We start from the raw sequence: 14,104 nt of genomic DNA, 5'->3' as shown, positions 1-14,104 counted from the left end.
CCGAAACAAATGTGGGAGCGGGCTTGCCCGCGAAGGGGCCTCAAGAGGCACTATGCCCTCTGATCAGTCCGCTCTCCTTCAGCCCCCGCATCGCCCCCTCCATCGTCCGCATCCCTTGCGCTGCACCCGCCTGCATCACCGAGCACAACTGCGCCATCCGCCCCTCCCGGACCAGGTTTCGCACTGCCGGCGTAGCCACCAGCACTTCCCGCGCCGCAACCCGGCCACCGCCCACACGCCTGACCAGCACCTGCGCCACCACCATCTGCAACGACTCGGCCAGCATGGCCCGTACCAACCCCTTTTCCTCGGCAGCAAACACCTCTACCAGCCGGTCGATGCTGCTGGCCGCCGAACGCGCATGCACGGTCGCCAGCACCAGGTGCCCAGTCTCGGCTGCACGCAAGGCCAGGCGAATGGTTTCAAGATCGCGCAACTCGCCAATCATGATCACATCCGGATCCTGGCGCAGCGCACTGCGCAGGCCCTGAGCGAAGCCACTGCTATGGCGACCGACCTCACGCTGATTGACCAGGCTCCGCTGGCTGCTGTGGATAACTTCGACAGGGTCTTCCAGGGTGATGATGTGCAGCGCCCGCTCCCGATTGAGCTGGTCGAGCAGTGTCGCCAGCGTGCTGGACTTGCCACTGCCGGTCGGGCCACCCACCAGGATCAAGCCATTCCGATACTGCGCAACAGCTTGAAACACATCCGCCAGGTCAAGCTCCTCCAGCGTAGCGATACGCCCCGCAATCAGGCGGAAGGTGGCCGCGGGCCCATTCAACTGGCGAAACAGGTGGACGCGAAAGCGCCCTAGTACAGGTAACTCCAGCGCCATGTCCAGTTCATCGCCCTGTGCCCACTGCGTGCGCCGCTCATCATCCAGCACGCCAGCCATGGCCTCGATCAAGGTATCTGCACCCAAGGGCGGCGAATTCATGCGCTGCAACTCACCATCCACGCGCTGCATCGGTATCTGGCCCGCCGCCAGGTGCAGGTCCGAAGCCCCCGCCTCCATGGCCCGGGCCAACAGGTCGGTCACTTCCATGAGACTCCCCAAAGGCCTTCAAGCAGGTAGAATGCCGCAAACCCTAAAGCTGCCGGCATCCATCCATGTCCACCCTAGCAGACAACCTTTCCGCGATTTCCGCCCGTATCGCCAGTGCTGCCCAGGCAGCCGGGCGTGAACCGGCCAGCGTTCAGTTGCTGGCCGTGAGCAAAACCAAGCCCGCCGCCGCGATCCGCGAGATGCACGCTGCTGGCGTGCGCGATTTCGGGGAAAACTACCTACAGGAAGCACTGACAAAGCAGCAGGAACTCGGCGACTTGCCCTTGATCTGGCACTTCATCGGCCCCATTCAGTCGAACAAGACCAAAGCCATTGCTGAGCATTTCGACTGGGTACATTCCGTGGACCGCCTGAAAATCGCCCAACGCTTGTCGGAACAGCGCCCTGCCGGGCGGGGGCCGCTGAACATCTGCCTGCAGGTGAATGTCAGTGGCGAGGACAGCAAATCCGGTTGTGCTCCCGCCGACTTGCCAGCCCTGGCCAAGGCTGTGGCGGCACTGCCTAACCTGCGCCTGCGCGGCTTGATGGCCATTCCCGAACCCACCGATGACCGCGCCGCCCAGCAGGCAGCCTTCGCCAGTTTGCGCACCTTGCAAGAGGGCCTGGACCTGGGCCTGGATACCCTGTCCATGGGCATGAGCCACGACCTCGAAGCGGCGATTGCGCAGGGTGCGACCTGGGTACGTATCGGTACCGCCCTGTTCGGTGCCCGCGACTACGGCCCTAACTGATTGCATGCTTAACTCACTCTTCCCCACAAGGACCTGACATGAGCAAGACTCGTATTGCGTTTATCGGCGCCGGCAACATGGCCGCCAGCCTGATCGGTGGTCTGCGTGCCCAAGGCCTGGAAGCTTCGCAGATCCGCGCCAGCGACCCGGGCGCCGAGACCCGCTCGCGCATCCAGGCCGAGCATGGCATCGAAGCCTTCGAGAACAATGCCCAGGCCATCGACGGCGCCGACGTAATCGTGCTGGCGGTCAAGCCGCAGGTCATGAAAGCGGTGTGCCAGGCCCTGCAACCCAACCTCCAGGACGGTCAGCTGATCGTGTCCATTGCCGCCGGCATCACCTGCGCCAGCTTGCAAAGCTGGGTAGGCGCCCGCCCGGTGGTGCGCTGCATGCCAAACACCCCGGCGCTGCTGCGCCAGGGCGTGAGCGGCCTGTATGCCACCGCCGAGGTATCTGGCGAACAGCGCCAGCAAGCCGAGCAACTGCTGTCGGCCGTGGGCACCGCCCTGTGGCTGGAGCAAGAACAGCAACTGGACGCCGTGACTGCGGTGTCCGGCAGCGGCCCGGCGTACTTCTTCCTGCTGATCGAGGCCATGACCGCAGCCGGCGAAAAACTCGGCCTGCCACGCGAGACCGCTTCCCAGCTGACCTTGCAGACCGCCTTGGGCGCGGCGCACATGGCCGTTGCCAGCGATGTCGATGCTGCCGAACTGCGCCGCCGTGTCACCTCGCCCGCCGGCACCACCGAAGCGGCAATCAAGTCGTTCCAGGCCAGCGGCTTCGAAGCCATTGTCGAGCAGGCGCTGCAGGCTGCGGCCACGCGCTCCGCCGAGCTGGCCGAACAACTGGGCAAATAAGGAGTTTTAGATGAATGCACTGTCCGGCGCCGCGATCTTCGTGGTGCAAACCCTGGTCAGCCTGTACCTGGTGATCGTCCTGCTGCGCTTTGTGCTGCAACTGGTCAAGGCCAACTTCTACAACCCGCTGTGCCAGTTCGCCGTCCGCGCCACGCAGCCGCTGCTCAAGCCGATCCGCCGCATCATCCCCAGCATTGGCGGCCTGGACACCTCGTCGCTGCTGCTGTCGGTACTGATCCAGGCGCTGCTGATGGCCTTCGTGCTGATGGTCACCTATGGCACCTTCGGCGACGTCCTGCACCTGCTGATGTGGGCTATCATCGGTATCACCTCGCTGTTCCTCAAGATTTTCTGGGTGGCCATGATCGTCATGGTGATCGTCTCCTGGGTTGCGCCCAACAGCCACAACCCGGCTGCCGAGCTGGCCTACCAGATCAGCGAACCGGTGCTGGCACCGTTCCGCCGCATCGTGCCCAACCTGGGCGGCATGGATATTTCGCCGATCTTCGCCTTCCTCGCGATCCAGGTGATCCAGTCGTTCGTCATGCCACCGCTGGCCGCCTACGCCGGCATGCCGCAAGAGCTGTGGCGGATGATCTGACCCCGCTTGCCCCCAGCCGCAAGCCTTTGCTTGCCGCTGGGGGTAGCGCTCTTTAGACTTACGCCTCCGTCAAGCGTGAGCAGGGTCGATGTCCACTGTCTTTCCCGAAGATTCTGTCGGTCTGGTAGTACCGCAAACCGCCCGGTTCGATGAACCGCTGGCCTTGGCCTGTGGCCGCTCCCTGGCCGGCTACGAGCTGGTCTACGAGACCTACGGCACCCTGAATGCCAGCGCGAGCAATGCCGTGCTGATCTGCCATGCCCTGTCCGGCCACCATCATGCCGCTGGCTACCATGCCGCCACCGACCGTAAGCCGGGCTGGTGGGACAGCTGCATCGGCCCCGGCAAACCGATCGATACCAACCGGTTCTTCGTGGTCAGCCTGAACAACCTCGGCGGCTGCAACGGCAGCACCGGGCCCAGCAGTGTCAACCCGGCCACCGGTAAACCGTATGGCGCCGAGTTCCCGGTATTGACCGTGGAAGACTGGGTGCACAGCCAGGCACGGCTGGCCGACCGCCTGGGCGTCCAGCAGTGGGCAGCTATCGTCGGCGGCAGCCTGGGTGGCATGCAGGCACTGCAATGGACCATGACCTACCCCGACCGCGTACGCCACTGCGTCGACATCGCCTCGGCACCCAAGCTGTCGGCGCAGAACATCGCCTTCAACGAAGTGGCGCGCCAGGCCATCCTCACTGACCCCGAATTCCATGGAGGCTCGTTCCAGGACCAGGGCGTGATTCCCAAGCGTGGCCTGATGCTGGCGCGCATGGTCGGCCACATCACCTACCTGTCCGATGATTCGATGGGTGAAAAATTCGGCCGTGAGCTGAAGAGCGACAAGCTCAACTACGACTTCCATAGCGTCGAGTTCCAGGTCGAGAGCTACCTGCGCTATCAGGGCGAGGAGTTTTCCGGCCGTTTCGATGCCAACACCTACCTGCTGATGACCAAGGCGCTGGACTACTTCGACCCGGCTGCCGCCCAAGGCGGCGACCTGGCAGCCACCCTGGCAGGGGTCAAAGCAGACTACTGCATCATGTCGTTCACCACCGACTGGCGCTTCTCCCCGGCCCGTTCGCGGGAGATCGTCGACGCCCTGATGGCGGCGCGCAAGAACGTCTGCTACCTGGAGATCGACTCGCCTTACGGCCACGATGCCTTCCTGATCCCCACACCTCGCTACATGCAGGGTTTCTCGAACTACATGAACCGCATTGCCATCTGAGGACAGCATGAGAGCCGATCTGGAAATCATCCACGACTGGATCCCCGCCGGCAGCCGGGTACTTGACCTGGGCTGCGGCAGCGGTGAACTGCTGGCCTCGCTGCGTGACCGCAAGCAGGTCACCGGCTATGGCCTGGAGATCGACGCCGACAACATCGCCGCGTGCGTGGCCAAGGGCGTCAACGTCATCGAGCAGGACCTGGACAAGGGCCTGGGCAACTTCGCCAGCAACAGTTTCGACGTAGTGATCATGACCCAGGCCCTGCAGGCCGTGGAGTACCCTGACCGCATCCTCGACGAGATGCTGCGCGTGGGTCGCCAGTGCATCATCACCTTCCCCAACTTCGGTCACTGGCGCTGCCGCTGGTACCTGGCGACCAAAGGCCGCATGCCGGTATCGGACTTCATGCCGTATACCTGGTACAACACGCCGAACATCCACTTCTGCACCTTCGCCGACTTCGAAGAACTGGTGCACGAACGCAGGGCAAAGGTACTCGACCGCCTGGCCGTCGACCACTTGCACCGTAACGGGTGGGGTGGCCGGCTATGGCCTAATCTTCTAGGTGAAATCGGCATCTACCGCGTCAGCAGCCCGGGCCTGCAAGAACACCAGCTCGCCGTCTGACGTCCACTGGAGGAATTGCCCCATGCGTCGCCTAGCCCTGTTCCTGATCAGCCTGTGCCTGGCATTGCCGGTACTGGCTGCCGATGCCGCCCGGCCCGAGCGCAAGGAAGTGTTTGGCGATGTGACGGTGCATTACAGCGCATTCACTTCGAGCATGCTCACACCCGAGGTGGCTGCGGCCACCGGTCTGGTGCGCAGCAAGAACCAGGGCGTGCTCAACATTGCCGTGCTCAAGGCCGGCAAGCCCGCCCCGGCACTGGTCAGCGGCACGGTCAAAGACCTGACCGGGCGCAGCAGCCCGCTGTCGTTCAAGCAGGTTACCGAACAGAGTGCGGTGTACTACATCGCCCAGTTCAAGATCGAACAACCCGAAACCGTCACCTTCGACCTGACCATCGAAACCGGCGGCATCAGCAACTCCCTCAGCTTCAACCAGGAAGTGTTCCCAGGCGAATGATGAATTTCCAGCAACTCGTATTGGCCAGCCATAACGCCGGCAAACTCAAGGAACTCCAGGCCATGCTCGGCCAGTCCGTGCAGCTGCGCTCGATTGGCGAGTTCAGCCAGGTCGAGCCGGAAGAAACCGGCCTGTCGTTCGTCGAGAACGCCATCCTCAAGGCACGCAACGCCGCGCGTATTTCCGGCCTGCCGGCCCTGGCCGACGATTCTGGCCTGACCGTGGACTTCCTCGGTGGTGCGCCGGGCATCTACTCGGCACGGTATGCCGACGGCAAGGGTGACGCGGCGAACAATGCCAAGCTGCTCGAAGCCCTGAAAGACGTGCCCGAAGCCGAGCGCGGCGCGCAGTTCGTCTGCGTCCTGGCACTGGTACGCCATGCCGACGACCCGCTGCCGATCCTGTGCGAAGGCTTGTGGCACGGCAGCATCCTGTTCGAGGCCAGCGGCGAGCACGGTTTCGGCTACGACCCGCTGTTCTGGGTACCGGAGCGCAACTGCTCCAGCGCCGACCTGGCCCCGGCAGATAAAAACCAGCTCAGCCACCGCGCCCGTGCCATGGCCCTGCTGCGCCAACGTCTGGGCCTGGCATGATCGAAATGCTGTCCTCTCCCGGCGCGGCGGGCTTTGCCAGCCTGCCGCCGCTGGCGCTGTACATCCACATTCCGTGGTGCGTACGCAAATGCCCTTACTGCGACTTCAACTCCCACGCTGCCGGGCCTGAACTGCCGGAAGACGCCTACGTCTCGGCCCTGCTGGACGACCTCGACCAGGAAATGGCCGCCGTTCAAGGCCGACCGATCAGCTCGATCTTCTTCGGGGGCGGGACGCCCAGCCTGTTCAGCGCCGATGCCCTTGGCCGCTTGCTGCGCGGTGTTGAGCAACGCATTCCGTTCGCGCCAGACATCGAGATCACCCTGGAAGCCAACCCGGGCACCTTCGAGCAGGACAAGTTCAAGGCTTACCGGCAGACAGGCATCAACCGCCTGTCGATCGGCGTGCAAAGCTTCCAGCCAGCCAAGCTGCAGGCGCTGGGGCGCATCCACAACGGTGACGAGGCGGTGCGAGCCGCCGGTATGGCGCGCGCGGCCGGGTTCGACAACTTCAACATGGACCTGATGCACGGCCTGCCCGACCAGTCGCTGGAAGACGCGCTGGGCGACCTGCGCCAGGCCATCGACCTGGGACCGACGCACCTGTCGTGGTACCAATTGACCGTGGAGCCGAACACGGTGTTCTGGAATCAGCCGCCAGAGCTGCCCGAAGACGACATCCTCTGGGACATCCAGGAGGCCGGCCAGGCACTGATGGCTGACCATGGCTATCGCCAGTACGAGGTATCGGCCTATGCCCAGGCAGGCCGAGCGGCGCAACACAACCTCAACTACTGGCGCTTTGGTGACTTCATCGGCATTGGTGCCGGCGCCCACGGCAAGCTGACCTTCGCCGACGGGCGCATCCTGCGCACCTGGAAAACCCGCCTGCCCAAGGACTACCTGAACCTGGCCAAGCCGTTCAAAGCTGGCGAGAAGCTGCTGCCGGTCGACGAGCTGCCGTTCGAGTTCCTGATGAACGCCCTGCGGCTTACCGATGGCGTGGAGGCCGAACTGTTCACACAGCGCACGGGTTTGCCGCTGGCACAGCTGCGCGAGGCACGCCGCGCCGCCGAACAAAAGGGCCTTTTGCAGGTCGAACCGGATCGACTGGTGGCCACGCCAAGGGGCCAGTTGTTCCTCAATGACCTGCTGCAGTATTTCTTGACCTAAGGATGACCCATGGATCTGGTACTTGATCTGCTCGCGACGGTTTCCCGCTGGAGCCGCGGCAACCTGTCGGAGATTTCACTGGCCTTGGTAGGCTGCCTGCTGGTGCTGTTCGGCAGCGATGTCAAAGCCTGGGCCGAACAACGCCTCGGTGGCCTAGCGGGTGCACTGCGGGTGCCGTTCATAGCCCTGATGGTGATGATCGGCAGCGGTGCGGCACTGATCTACGCCACGCCGTGGGTGGTGAAGGGGCTGGGCCAGTTCAACAACTACGCGCTGGCGCCGGTGTTGCTGGTGGTGCTGGTGTTGATTGGTGTGGTGGCTGATCGCCGAGGGTAAGGGTTGCAAAAAGCTGCCCCGGGAAACCAGGGCAGCCCTACCACCTGACTAGCCCTTAACGGGCATCATCGAAGTGGTCACGCATGAAGTCCCGAACGGTCTTGAGCACAATCAAGATCCGAATGAGCTTCCAGACGCGGCTCAGCGCATCAAGCAAACGCTTCATATGCCTTGGCCTCCGTGTTGGCGGGCCAATCTTCCAGCATCTAACCGGCACTTCGATGCCTTCGAAAACTCTGGGGACGTGTTCGGTGAAGTGGCCAGGTTAATGGCCCTTCGAAGTCAGTTACCGGCACGGTTCTCAGGCCGTGTCGAAGGGGCCGGAAAGCAGAATTCTTCTCCTACCCGACCCATCACCGAATTTTTCCCCACAGGAGCAACACGATGATAATTGGGATGCGCAATCAAAGCTGTTAACCGCGCAGACACACGTGATGCTGGAATTTCTGATCGTTGACGCGCCCTTTTTGGCTGCTTATGATCCCCTGACTGTGGGGACGTTTTCGGTGAAGTCCCAGAGCGAAGGATACTCAGTCCTGTCGCTCACAAAAAAACCGCCTTTCTCAAGGCGGTTTTTTTCGCCCGCATTTCTGCAAGCACCAGCACATCGAAAGGCCAGATCAGCCGATCAATCCGCCTTCTCGAACTTCAAGTCCCACACCCCATGCCCCAGCCGCTCGCCGCGGCGTTCGAACTTGGTGATCGGGCGCTCTTCCGGGCGTGGCACGTAGGTGCCGTCGGCTGCACGGTTGCGATAGCCCGGGGCGGCGCTCATCACTTCCAGCATGTACTCGGCATACGGCTCCCAGTCGGTGGCCATGTGGAACACGCCACCGGGCTTGAGCTTGCGACGTACCAGCTCGGCAAACTCCAGCTGGACGATGCGGCGCTTGTGGTGGCGCGCCTTGTGCCAAGGGTCTGGGAAGAACAGCATCAGGCGGTCGAGGCTGTTGTCCGCCACACAGCGGTTCAGCACTTCGATGGCATCGCAGTCGTACACCCGCAGGTTCTTCAGGCCCTGAGTCAGTACGCCGTTGAGCAGCGCGCCGACACCCGGGCGGTGCACTTCCACACCGATGAAGTCCTGTTCAGGCGCGGCAGCCGCCATTTCCAGCAGGGAATGGCCCATGCCGAAGCCGATCTCCAGGGTGCGCGGCGCCGAACGGCCGAACACCTGGTCATAGTCCACCGGGCTGTCGGCCAGCGGCAGGATGTACAGCGGGCCGCCCTGGTCCAGGCCGCGTTGCTGGCCTTCGGTCATGCGCCCGGCGCGCATCACGAAGCTTTTGATGCGGCGGTGTGGGCGGGCTTCGCCGTCGGGGGTGATCGGCGTATCGTGCGATTCAGTCATCAGGAGCTCTTACTTGATCAGACCATCCAGCGGCGAAGAGGCGCTGGCATAGAGTTTCTTCGGCATACGCCCGGCCAGGTAGGCCATGCGACCGGCGACAATGGCGTGCTTCATGGCTTCGGCCATCAGCACCGGCTGCTGGGCGTGGGCGATGGCCGAGTTCATCAGCACTGCCTCGCAGCCCATTTCCATGGCGATGGTGGCGTCGGAAGCGGTACCCACACCGGCATCGACCAGCACCGGCACCTTGGATTCTTCCAGGATGATCTGCAGGTTGTAGGGGTTGCAGATGCCCAGGCCGGTGCCGATCAGGCCGGCCAGCGGCATGACCGCGATGCAGCCGGCCTCAGCCAGCTGACGGGCGATGATCGGGTCGTCGCTGGTGTACACCATCACGTCGAAACCGTCCTTGACCAGCACTTCGGCGGCCTTGAGGGTTTCGATCACATTGGGGAACAGGGTTTTCTGGTCAGCCAGCACTTCCAGCTTGACCAAGGTCCGCGACTCATGGGACTTGTAGCCATCGAGCAGCTCACGGGCCAGGCGGCAGGTACGAACTGCCTCGACGGCGTCGAAGCAACCTGCGGTATTTGGCAGGATGGTGTACTTGTCGGGCGACAGTACGTCGAGCAGGTTCGGCTCGCCCGCATTCTGGCCAAGGTTGGTCCGGCGCACGGCCACGGTGACGATCTCGGCACCCGAGGCCTCGGTTGCCAGGCGGGTTTCTTCCATGTCACGGTACTTGCCGGTGCCAACCAGCAGGCGCGACTGGAAAGTGCGCCCGGCCAGGATGAAGGGCTTGTCGCTACGAACGTTGCTCATCGTTGTTCCTCGGGAAAAGGTTGCAGGGCTTGCTTGTGAACCGCCAGGCTGCTGTCAGCCGCCACCGATGGCGTGAACTACTTCGACCTGGTCGCCGTCGTTCAGCAGCGTGCTGTCGTGCTGGCTACGCGGCACGATATCCAGGTTCAGTTCCACGGCAATGCGGCGCCCGCTCAGCTCCAGGCGCGTCAGCAGGGCTGCAACGCTCTCGCCGGCAGGCAGTTCGTAAGGTTCACCGTTCAGTTGAATGCGCATGCGCACGGCCACCATTGTTCGTTGGGGCCCGCATTCTAGCGCCGAACCGACCTGCAACCCAAGGGCGGTGCGCGCCATTAGTCGCGATTGTGGACCACTCGGTCAGCCCAGCCGCCAGGCTGCCAGGCCCAGGCACAGCCAGCCGGCAAGGAAGCACAGGCCACCAATCGGGGTGATGATGCCCAGCTTGCCCAGGCCGCTGAGGGTCAGCAGGTACAGGCTGCCGGAGAACAGCACGATGCCTATGACAAACAGCCCCCCGGCCCAACCGACCAGGCGCCCGGGCAGGTGAGCAGAAAGCAGGGCAACACCGAAGATCGCCAGGGCATGTACCAACTGATAGGTCACGCCGGTATGAAAGATCGCCAGGTAGTCGGCCGTCAGACGATTCTTCAGGCCATGGGCAGCGAACGCGCCCAGGGCGACGCCGGTAAAGCCGAAAAAAGCGGCAAGCATCAGGAAGCTGCGAAGCATGGGACGACTCCTTGTATCGGGTCTGTATAATGGCCCCTTCCACCCAAACGGCCAAGCCATCGCCATGCTGCCAACCCTTATCCGCCGCCTCTCCCGCGCCCTGCTTTGGTTCGTTGCCGGCAGCATCGTGCTGGTGCTGGTGTTCCGCTGGGTGCCGCCGCCCGGCACGGCGTTGATGGTCGAGCGCAAGGTACAGTCATGGGTGAATGGCGAGCCGATCGACCTGCAGCGCGACTGGGAGCCATGGGAAAACATCTCCGATGAGCTAAAGGTCGCAGTCATTGCCGGCGAGGACCAGAAGTTCGCCAACCATTGGGGTTTCGACATCCCTGCCATCCAGGCGGCCCTGGCCTACAACGAGCGCGGCGGCAGCATTCGCGGGGCCAGCACCCTGACCCAACAGGTGGCCAAGAACCTGTTCCTGTGGTCCGGGCGCAGCTGGTTCCGCAAAGGGCTGGAAGCCTGGTTCACAGCCTTGATCGAGCTGTTCTGGTCCAAGGAGCGGATTCTTGAGGTTTACCTGAACAGCGCCGAATGGGGCAAGGGAGTGTTTGGGGCCCAAGCCGCGGCGCGCTATCACTTTGGTGTGGATGCCAGCCGGCTCAGCCGCCAGCAGGCCGCGCAACTGGCGGCGGTGCTGCCCAGCCCAATCAAGTGGAGTGCCAGCCGGCCAAGCGCCTACGTGGCCAGCCGGGCCGGCTGGATTCGCCGGCAGATGAGCCAGTTGGGCGGGCCGGGTTACCTGATGCAGCTCGACACCTCACGCAGCAAGCTTTGAATTTCGCGGTGATGCGCAGATCGAGCGCCGCGCACAAAAAAGCCGCTCGCCCCATCGGGGCCAGCGGCTTTCTTTACAATCAAGGCTTGATCAGGCAGCGATCAGCGCCTTGACCTTGTTCATCGCATTTTTCTCCAGCTGGCGAATTCGCTCAGCCGAAACGCTGTACTTGTCAGCCAGCTCATGCAACGTAGCCTTTTCTTCGGCCAACCAGCGCTGGTAGAGAATATCGCGGCTACGCTCGTCCAGCCCTTGCAGCGCTTCGTGAAGGTTGCTGGTGGAGTTGTCGCTCCAGTCGGCATCTTCCAGTTGCACCGCAGGGTCGTAACGATGGTCTTCCAGGTAGTGCGCAGGCGACTGGAAGGCGCTGTCGTCGTCAGCCTCGGCTGCCGGGTCGAAGGCCATGTCCTGGCCGCTGAGGCGGCTTTCCATCTCGCGCACTTCGCGCGGCTCGACACCCAGGCTTTCCGCCACGCGATGCACTTCGTCGTTGTTCAACCAGGCCAGGCGCTTCTTCTGGCTGCGCAGGTTGAAGAACAGCTTGCGCTGGGCCTTGGTGGTGGCCACCTTGACGATGCGCCAGTTGCGCAGGATGAACTCGTGGATCTCTGCCTTGATCCAGTGCACGGCGAACGACACCAGGCGCACGCCCATTTCCGGGTTGAAGCGCTTGACGGCCTTCATCAGGCCGACGTTGCCTTCCTGGATCAGGTCGGCCTGGGCCAACCCGTAGCCGGCGTAGCTACGGGCGATATGTACGACGAACCGCAGGTGGGCCATCACCATTTGACGAGCGGCCTCGACATCCTGCTCATAATAGAGACGCTCGCCCAGATCACGCTCCTGCTCGACCGTCAGCAGCGGGATGCTGTTGACCGTGTGCACGTAGGCTTCCAGGTTTGCACCGGGTACCAGGGCATAGGCAGGTTGCAACGATGTGGTCATTCAAGAACCTCCGACTTTCAAAACTCGCGCCTTGTGGGCGCTGCCAACATTGACCTGGAACGACGGTACAAGTTCCGCAGTGAAGAAAATGTCAATGCTGGCACGTAAAAACTATCGCGGCGCCAGCTCGTTCAGGTGGCGGGCGACTGCAATCCATGCACCGATATACCCCAACAGCACCGCTCCGATCAAGAGCGACAGACCATCGGACGCCGGCACCCCACCCAGGGCGAAGTCACTGCCATACAGCCCGGAAAGCCCTACCACCGCCTCGTTCAGCCAGTTCAGGCCAAACGCCAGGATACCCCACGCCAGCAACCCCGCGCCCAGGCCATACAGGGCGCCCATGTACAGGAAAGGCCGGCGCACGTAGGCGTCGGTGCCACCGACCAGCTTGATCACTTCGATCTCGACGCGGCGGTTTTCAATGTGTAGACGAATTGTGTTACCGATTACTAACAGCAGGGCAGAAATCAGCATCACGGCCAGACCAAAGACGAAGCGGTCACCCAGCTTGAGGATAGCGGCCAGCCGCTCGACCCAGACCAGGTCCAGCTGCGCCACTTCCACCCGTGGCAGCTCCGACAAGCGCTGACGCAAGGCGTCCAGGGCCGGCTTGTCGACCTCGGTCGGAGTGACTACCACCACCCCTGGCAACGGGTTGTCAGGCAGTTCGCGCAGGGCCTCGCCCAAGCCGGACTGTTGCTGGAACTCTTCAAGCGCCTGCTCGCGGCTGACATATTGCGCATCCGCCACGCCAGGCATGCCCTTGATCTCGTCGCGCAGCGCCTCTCCGTCACGGCTGCCGGCATCCAGCTTGAGGTACAGCGAAATCTGCGCTGCGCGCTGCCACGAGCCGCCCAGTTGCTCGACGTTCTTCAGCAGCAACGACAGGCCCATCGGCATACTCAGTGCCACCGCCATCACCAGGCAGGTGAAGAAGCTGCCGATCGGCTGCTTGCCCAGGCGGCGCAGGCTGTCGGCCATGCTGGCACGGTGGCTTTCCAGCCAGGCATGCAGCAGCGTGCGGAAATCCGGGCCGTCATCGTCTTCACCGCGTTTTTTCTTCGCAGGTTGCGGGTCGGCCGGCTTCGGCGCAACCCGCTCGGAAACCTTCGGCGTACGTGTAGTGCTCATTGGCCGGCCTCCCCATCGCCGATCAAGCGGCCGCGCTGCAAGGTGAGCATGCGGTGACGCATGCGCGCAATCAGTGCCAGGTCGTGGCTGGCGATCAATACTGTGGTGCCCAACCGGTTGATGTCCTCGAACACGCCCATGATTTCTGCCGCCAGCCGAGGGTCGAGGTTACCGGTAGGTTCGTCAGCCAGCAGTAGCGCCGGCTGATGGACGATAGCGCGGGCAATGCCGACCCGCTGCTGCTGCCCGGTGGACAGGTCGGCCGGGAACAGCTCGCCCTTGTCGGACAGCGACACGCGCTCCAGGGCCGAGTCCACGCGCTTGGCGATCTCGGCCTTGGACAGGCCGAGAATCTGCAGCGGCAAGGCGATGTTGTTGAACACCGTGCGGTCGAACAACAGCTGGTGGTTCTGGAACACCACGCCGATCTGCCGGCGCAGGAACGGGATTTGTGCGTTGCTGATCTGGCCCAGGTCCTGCCCGGCCAGCATCAGCTTGCCGCTGGTAGGGCGTTCCATGGCCAGCAGCAGGCGCAGCAAGGTGCTCTTGCCGGCACCCGAGTGGCCGGTGACGAACAGGAACTCGCCCCGGCGCGCCCGGAAACTCAGCTCATGCAAACCGACATGACCATTGGGATAGCGCTTGGCAACCTGTTCGAATCGGATCATGG

Annotated in this window: 18 protein-coding genes; 10 read left to right on the top strand and 8 right to left on the bottom strand. The window is 63.2% G+C overall.

Annotated elements, in window-relative coordinates:
- Window positions 1-40: 40 nt before the first annotated feature.
- Window positions 41-1,048, bottom strand: coding sequence for a PilT/PilU family type 4a pilus ATPase (locus E8E68_RS06630; protein WP_266029055.1), 1,008 nt, complete (start codon window positions 1,046-1,048; stop codon window positions 41-43).
- A gap of 65 nt (window positions 1,049-1,113) precedes the next feature.
- Here E8E68_RS06630 and E8E68_RS06625 point away from each other — a divergent pair, with 65 nt between their 5' ends.
- The 9 genes from E8E68_RS06625 (at window position 1,114) to E8E68_RS06585 (ending at window position 7,672) form a co-directional block, all read left to right on the top strand.
- On the top strand, window positions 1,114-1,800 hold the full coding sequence (locus E8E68_RS06625; RefSeq protein WP_266029054.1) for a YggS family pyridoxal phosphate-dependent enzyme: 687 nt from the start codon (window positions 1,114-1,116) through the stop codon (window positions 1,798-1,800).
- Between the two features lie 38 nt (window positions 1,801-1,838).
- The gene (gene proC / locus E8E68_RS06620; protein ID WP_110745177.1) at window positions 1,839-2,657 is read left to right on the top strand and encodes a pyrroline-5-carboxylate reductase; all 819 of its coding nucleotides are present in this window, start codon (window positions 1,839-1,841) and stop codon (window positions 2,655-2,657) included.
- Window positions 2,658-2,667: 10 nt separating this feature from the next.
- The gene (locus E8E68_RS06615) at window positions 2,668-3,258 is read left to right on the top strand and encodes a YggT family protein (RefSeq protein WP_110745178.1); all 591 of its coding nucleotides are present in this window, start codon (window positions 2,668-2,670) and stop codon (window positions 3,256-3,258) included.
- Window positions 3,259-3,346: 88 nt separating this feature from the next.
- Window positions 3,347-4,486, top strand: coding sequence for a homoserine O-acetyltransferase (locus tag E8E68_RS06610; RefSeq protein WP_266029053.1), 1,140 nt, complete (start codon window positions 3,347-3,349; stop codon window positions 4,484-4,486).
- Window positions 4,487-4,493: 7 nt separating this feature from the next.
- Window positions 4,494-5,114 carry a methionine biosynthesis protein MetW gene (gene metW / locus E8E68_RS06605; protein ID WP_003249106.1) on the top strand — a complete coding sequence of 207 codons (621 nt, stop codon included), beginning with the start codon at window positions 4,494-4,496 and terminating at the stop codon, window positions 5,112-5,114.
- A 22-nt stretch (window positions 5,115-5,136) separates the two neighbouring features.
- The gene (locus tag E8E68_RS06600; RefSeq protein ID WP_266029052.1) at window positions 5,137-5,571 is read left to right on the top strand and encodes a DUF4426 domain-containing protein; all 435 of its coding nucleotides are present in this window, start codon (window positions 5,137-5,139) and stop codon (window positions 5,569-5,571) included.
- A complete protein-coding gene (gene rdgB, locus E8E68_RS06595; RefSeq protein ID WP_280340300.1) occupies window positions 5,568-6,164 on the top strand; it encodes an RdgB/HAM1 family non-canonical purine NTP pyrophosphatase in 597 nt (198 codons plus the stop codon). Before E8E68_RS06600 ends, rdgB begins: the two co-directional genes overlap by 4 nt.
- Window positions 6,161-7,336: a radical SAM family heme chaperone HemW gene (hemW, locus tag E8E68_RS06590; protein ID WP_266029051.1), complete on the top strand. Its 1,176-nt coding sequence runs from the start codon at window positions 6,161-6,163 to the stop codon at window positions 7,334-7,336. The genes rdgB and hemW overlap by 4 nt, the downstream gene beginning before the upstream one ends.
- Window positions 7,337-7,345: 9 nt before the next feature.
- A complete protein-coding gene (locus tag E8E68_RS06585; protein WP_280340297.1) occupies window positions 7,346-7,672 on the top strand; it encodes a DUF3392 family protein in 327 nt (108 codons plus the stop codon).
- Between the two features lie 628 nt (window positions 7,673-8,300).
- On the opposite strand, the gene trmB is transcribed toward E8E68_RS06585, so the two are convergent.
- The 4 genes from trmB to E8E68_RS06565 form a co-directional block, all read right to left on the bottom strand.
- Complete coding sequence (trmB, locus tag E8E68_RS06580) at window positions 8,301-9,023, bottom strand: tRNA (guanosine(46)-N7)-methyltransferase TrmB (RefSeq protein WP_060516925.1); 723 nt, start codon at window positions 9,021-9,023, stop codon at window positions 8,301-8,303.
- 9 nt (window positions 9,024-9,032) lie between these two features.
- A complete protein-coding gene (locus tag E8E68_RS06575; RefSeq protein WP_110745184.1) occupies window positions 9,033-9,845 on the bottom strand; it encodes a thiazole synthase in 813 nt (270 codons plus the stop codon).
- A 54-nt stretch (window positions 9,846-9,899) separates the two neighbouring features.
- A complete protein-coding gene (gene thiS, locus E8E68_RS06570) occupies window positions 9,900-10,100 on the bottom strand; it encodes a sulfur carrier protein ThiS (protein WP_110745194.1) in 201 nt (66 codons plus the stop codon).
- 102 nt (window positions 10,101-10,202) lie between these two features.
- A complete protein-coding gene (locus E8E68_RS06565) occupies window positions 10,203-10,574 on the bottom strand; it encodes a DUF423 domain-containing protein (RefSeq protein ID WP_110745185.1) in 372 nt (123 codons plus the stop codon).
- 64 nt (window positions 10,575-10,638) lie between these two features.
- Between E8E68_RS06565 and mtgA the strand changes: the two genes are divergently transcribed.
- Complete coding sequence (mtgA, locus tag E8E68_RS06560; RefSeq protein WP_280340419.1) at window positions 10,639-11,352, top strand: monofunctional biosynthetic peptidoglycan transglycosylase; 714 nt, start codon at window positions 10,639-10,641, stop codon at window positions 11,350-11,352.
- 90 nt (window positions 11,353-11,442) lie between these two features.
- Here the strand turns inward: mtgA and rpoH are convergent, their stop codons facing one another.
- The 3 genes from rpoH to ftsE all read right to left on the bottom strand — a co-directional run bounded on the left by rpoH (window position 11,443) and on the right by ftsE (window position 14,102).
- On the bottom strand, window positions 11,443-12,297 hold the full coding sequence (gene rpoH, locus E8E68_RS06555) for an RNA polymerase sigma factor RpoH (protein ID WP_003249083.1): 855 nt from the start codon (window positions 12,295-12,297) through the stop codon (window positions 11,443-11,445).
- A gap of 111 nt (window positions 12,298-12,408) precedes the next feature.
- Window positions 12,409-13,434, bottom strand: coding sequence for a permease-like cell division protein FtsX (ftsX, locus tag E8E68_RS06550; RefSeq protein WP_110745186.1), 1,026 nt, complete (start codon window positions 13,432-13,434; stop codon window positions 12,409-12,411).
- Window positions 13,431-14,102, bottom strand: coding sequence for a cell division ATP-binding protein FtsE (ftsE, locus tag E8E68_RS06545; protein ID WP_012274659.1), 672 nt, complete (start codon window positions 14,100-14,102; stop codon window positions 13,431-13,433). Before ftsE ends, ftsX begins: the two co-directional genes overlap by 4 nt.
- Window positions 14,103-14,104 lie beyond the last annotated feature (2 nt).

It is taken from the genome of Pseudomonas sp. BN607 (assembly GCF_029871175.1).
In the GTDB taxonomy this organism is placed as follows: domain Bacteria; phylum Pseudomonadota; class Gammaproteobacteria; order Pseudomonadales; family Pseudomonadaceae; genus Aquipseudomonas.
Note: the sequence above shows the minus strand (reverse complement) of the source record. Positions and strands in the feature narration are given on the sequence as shown.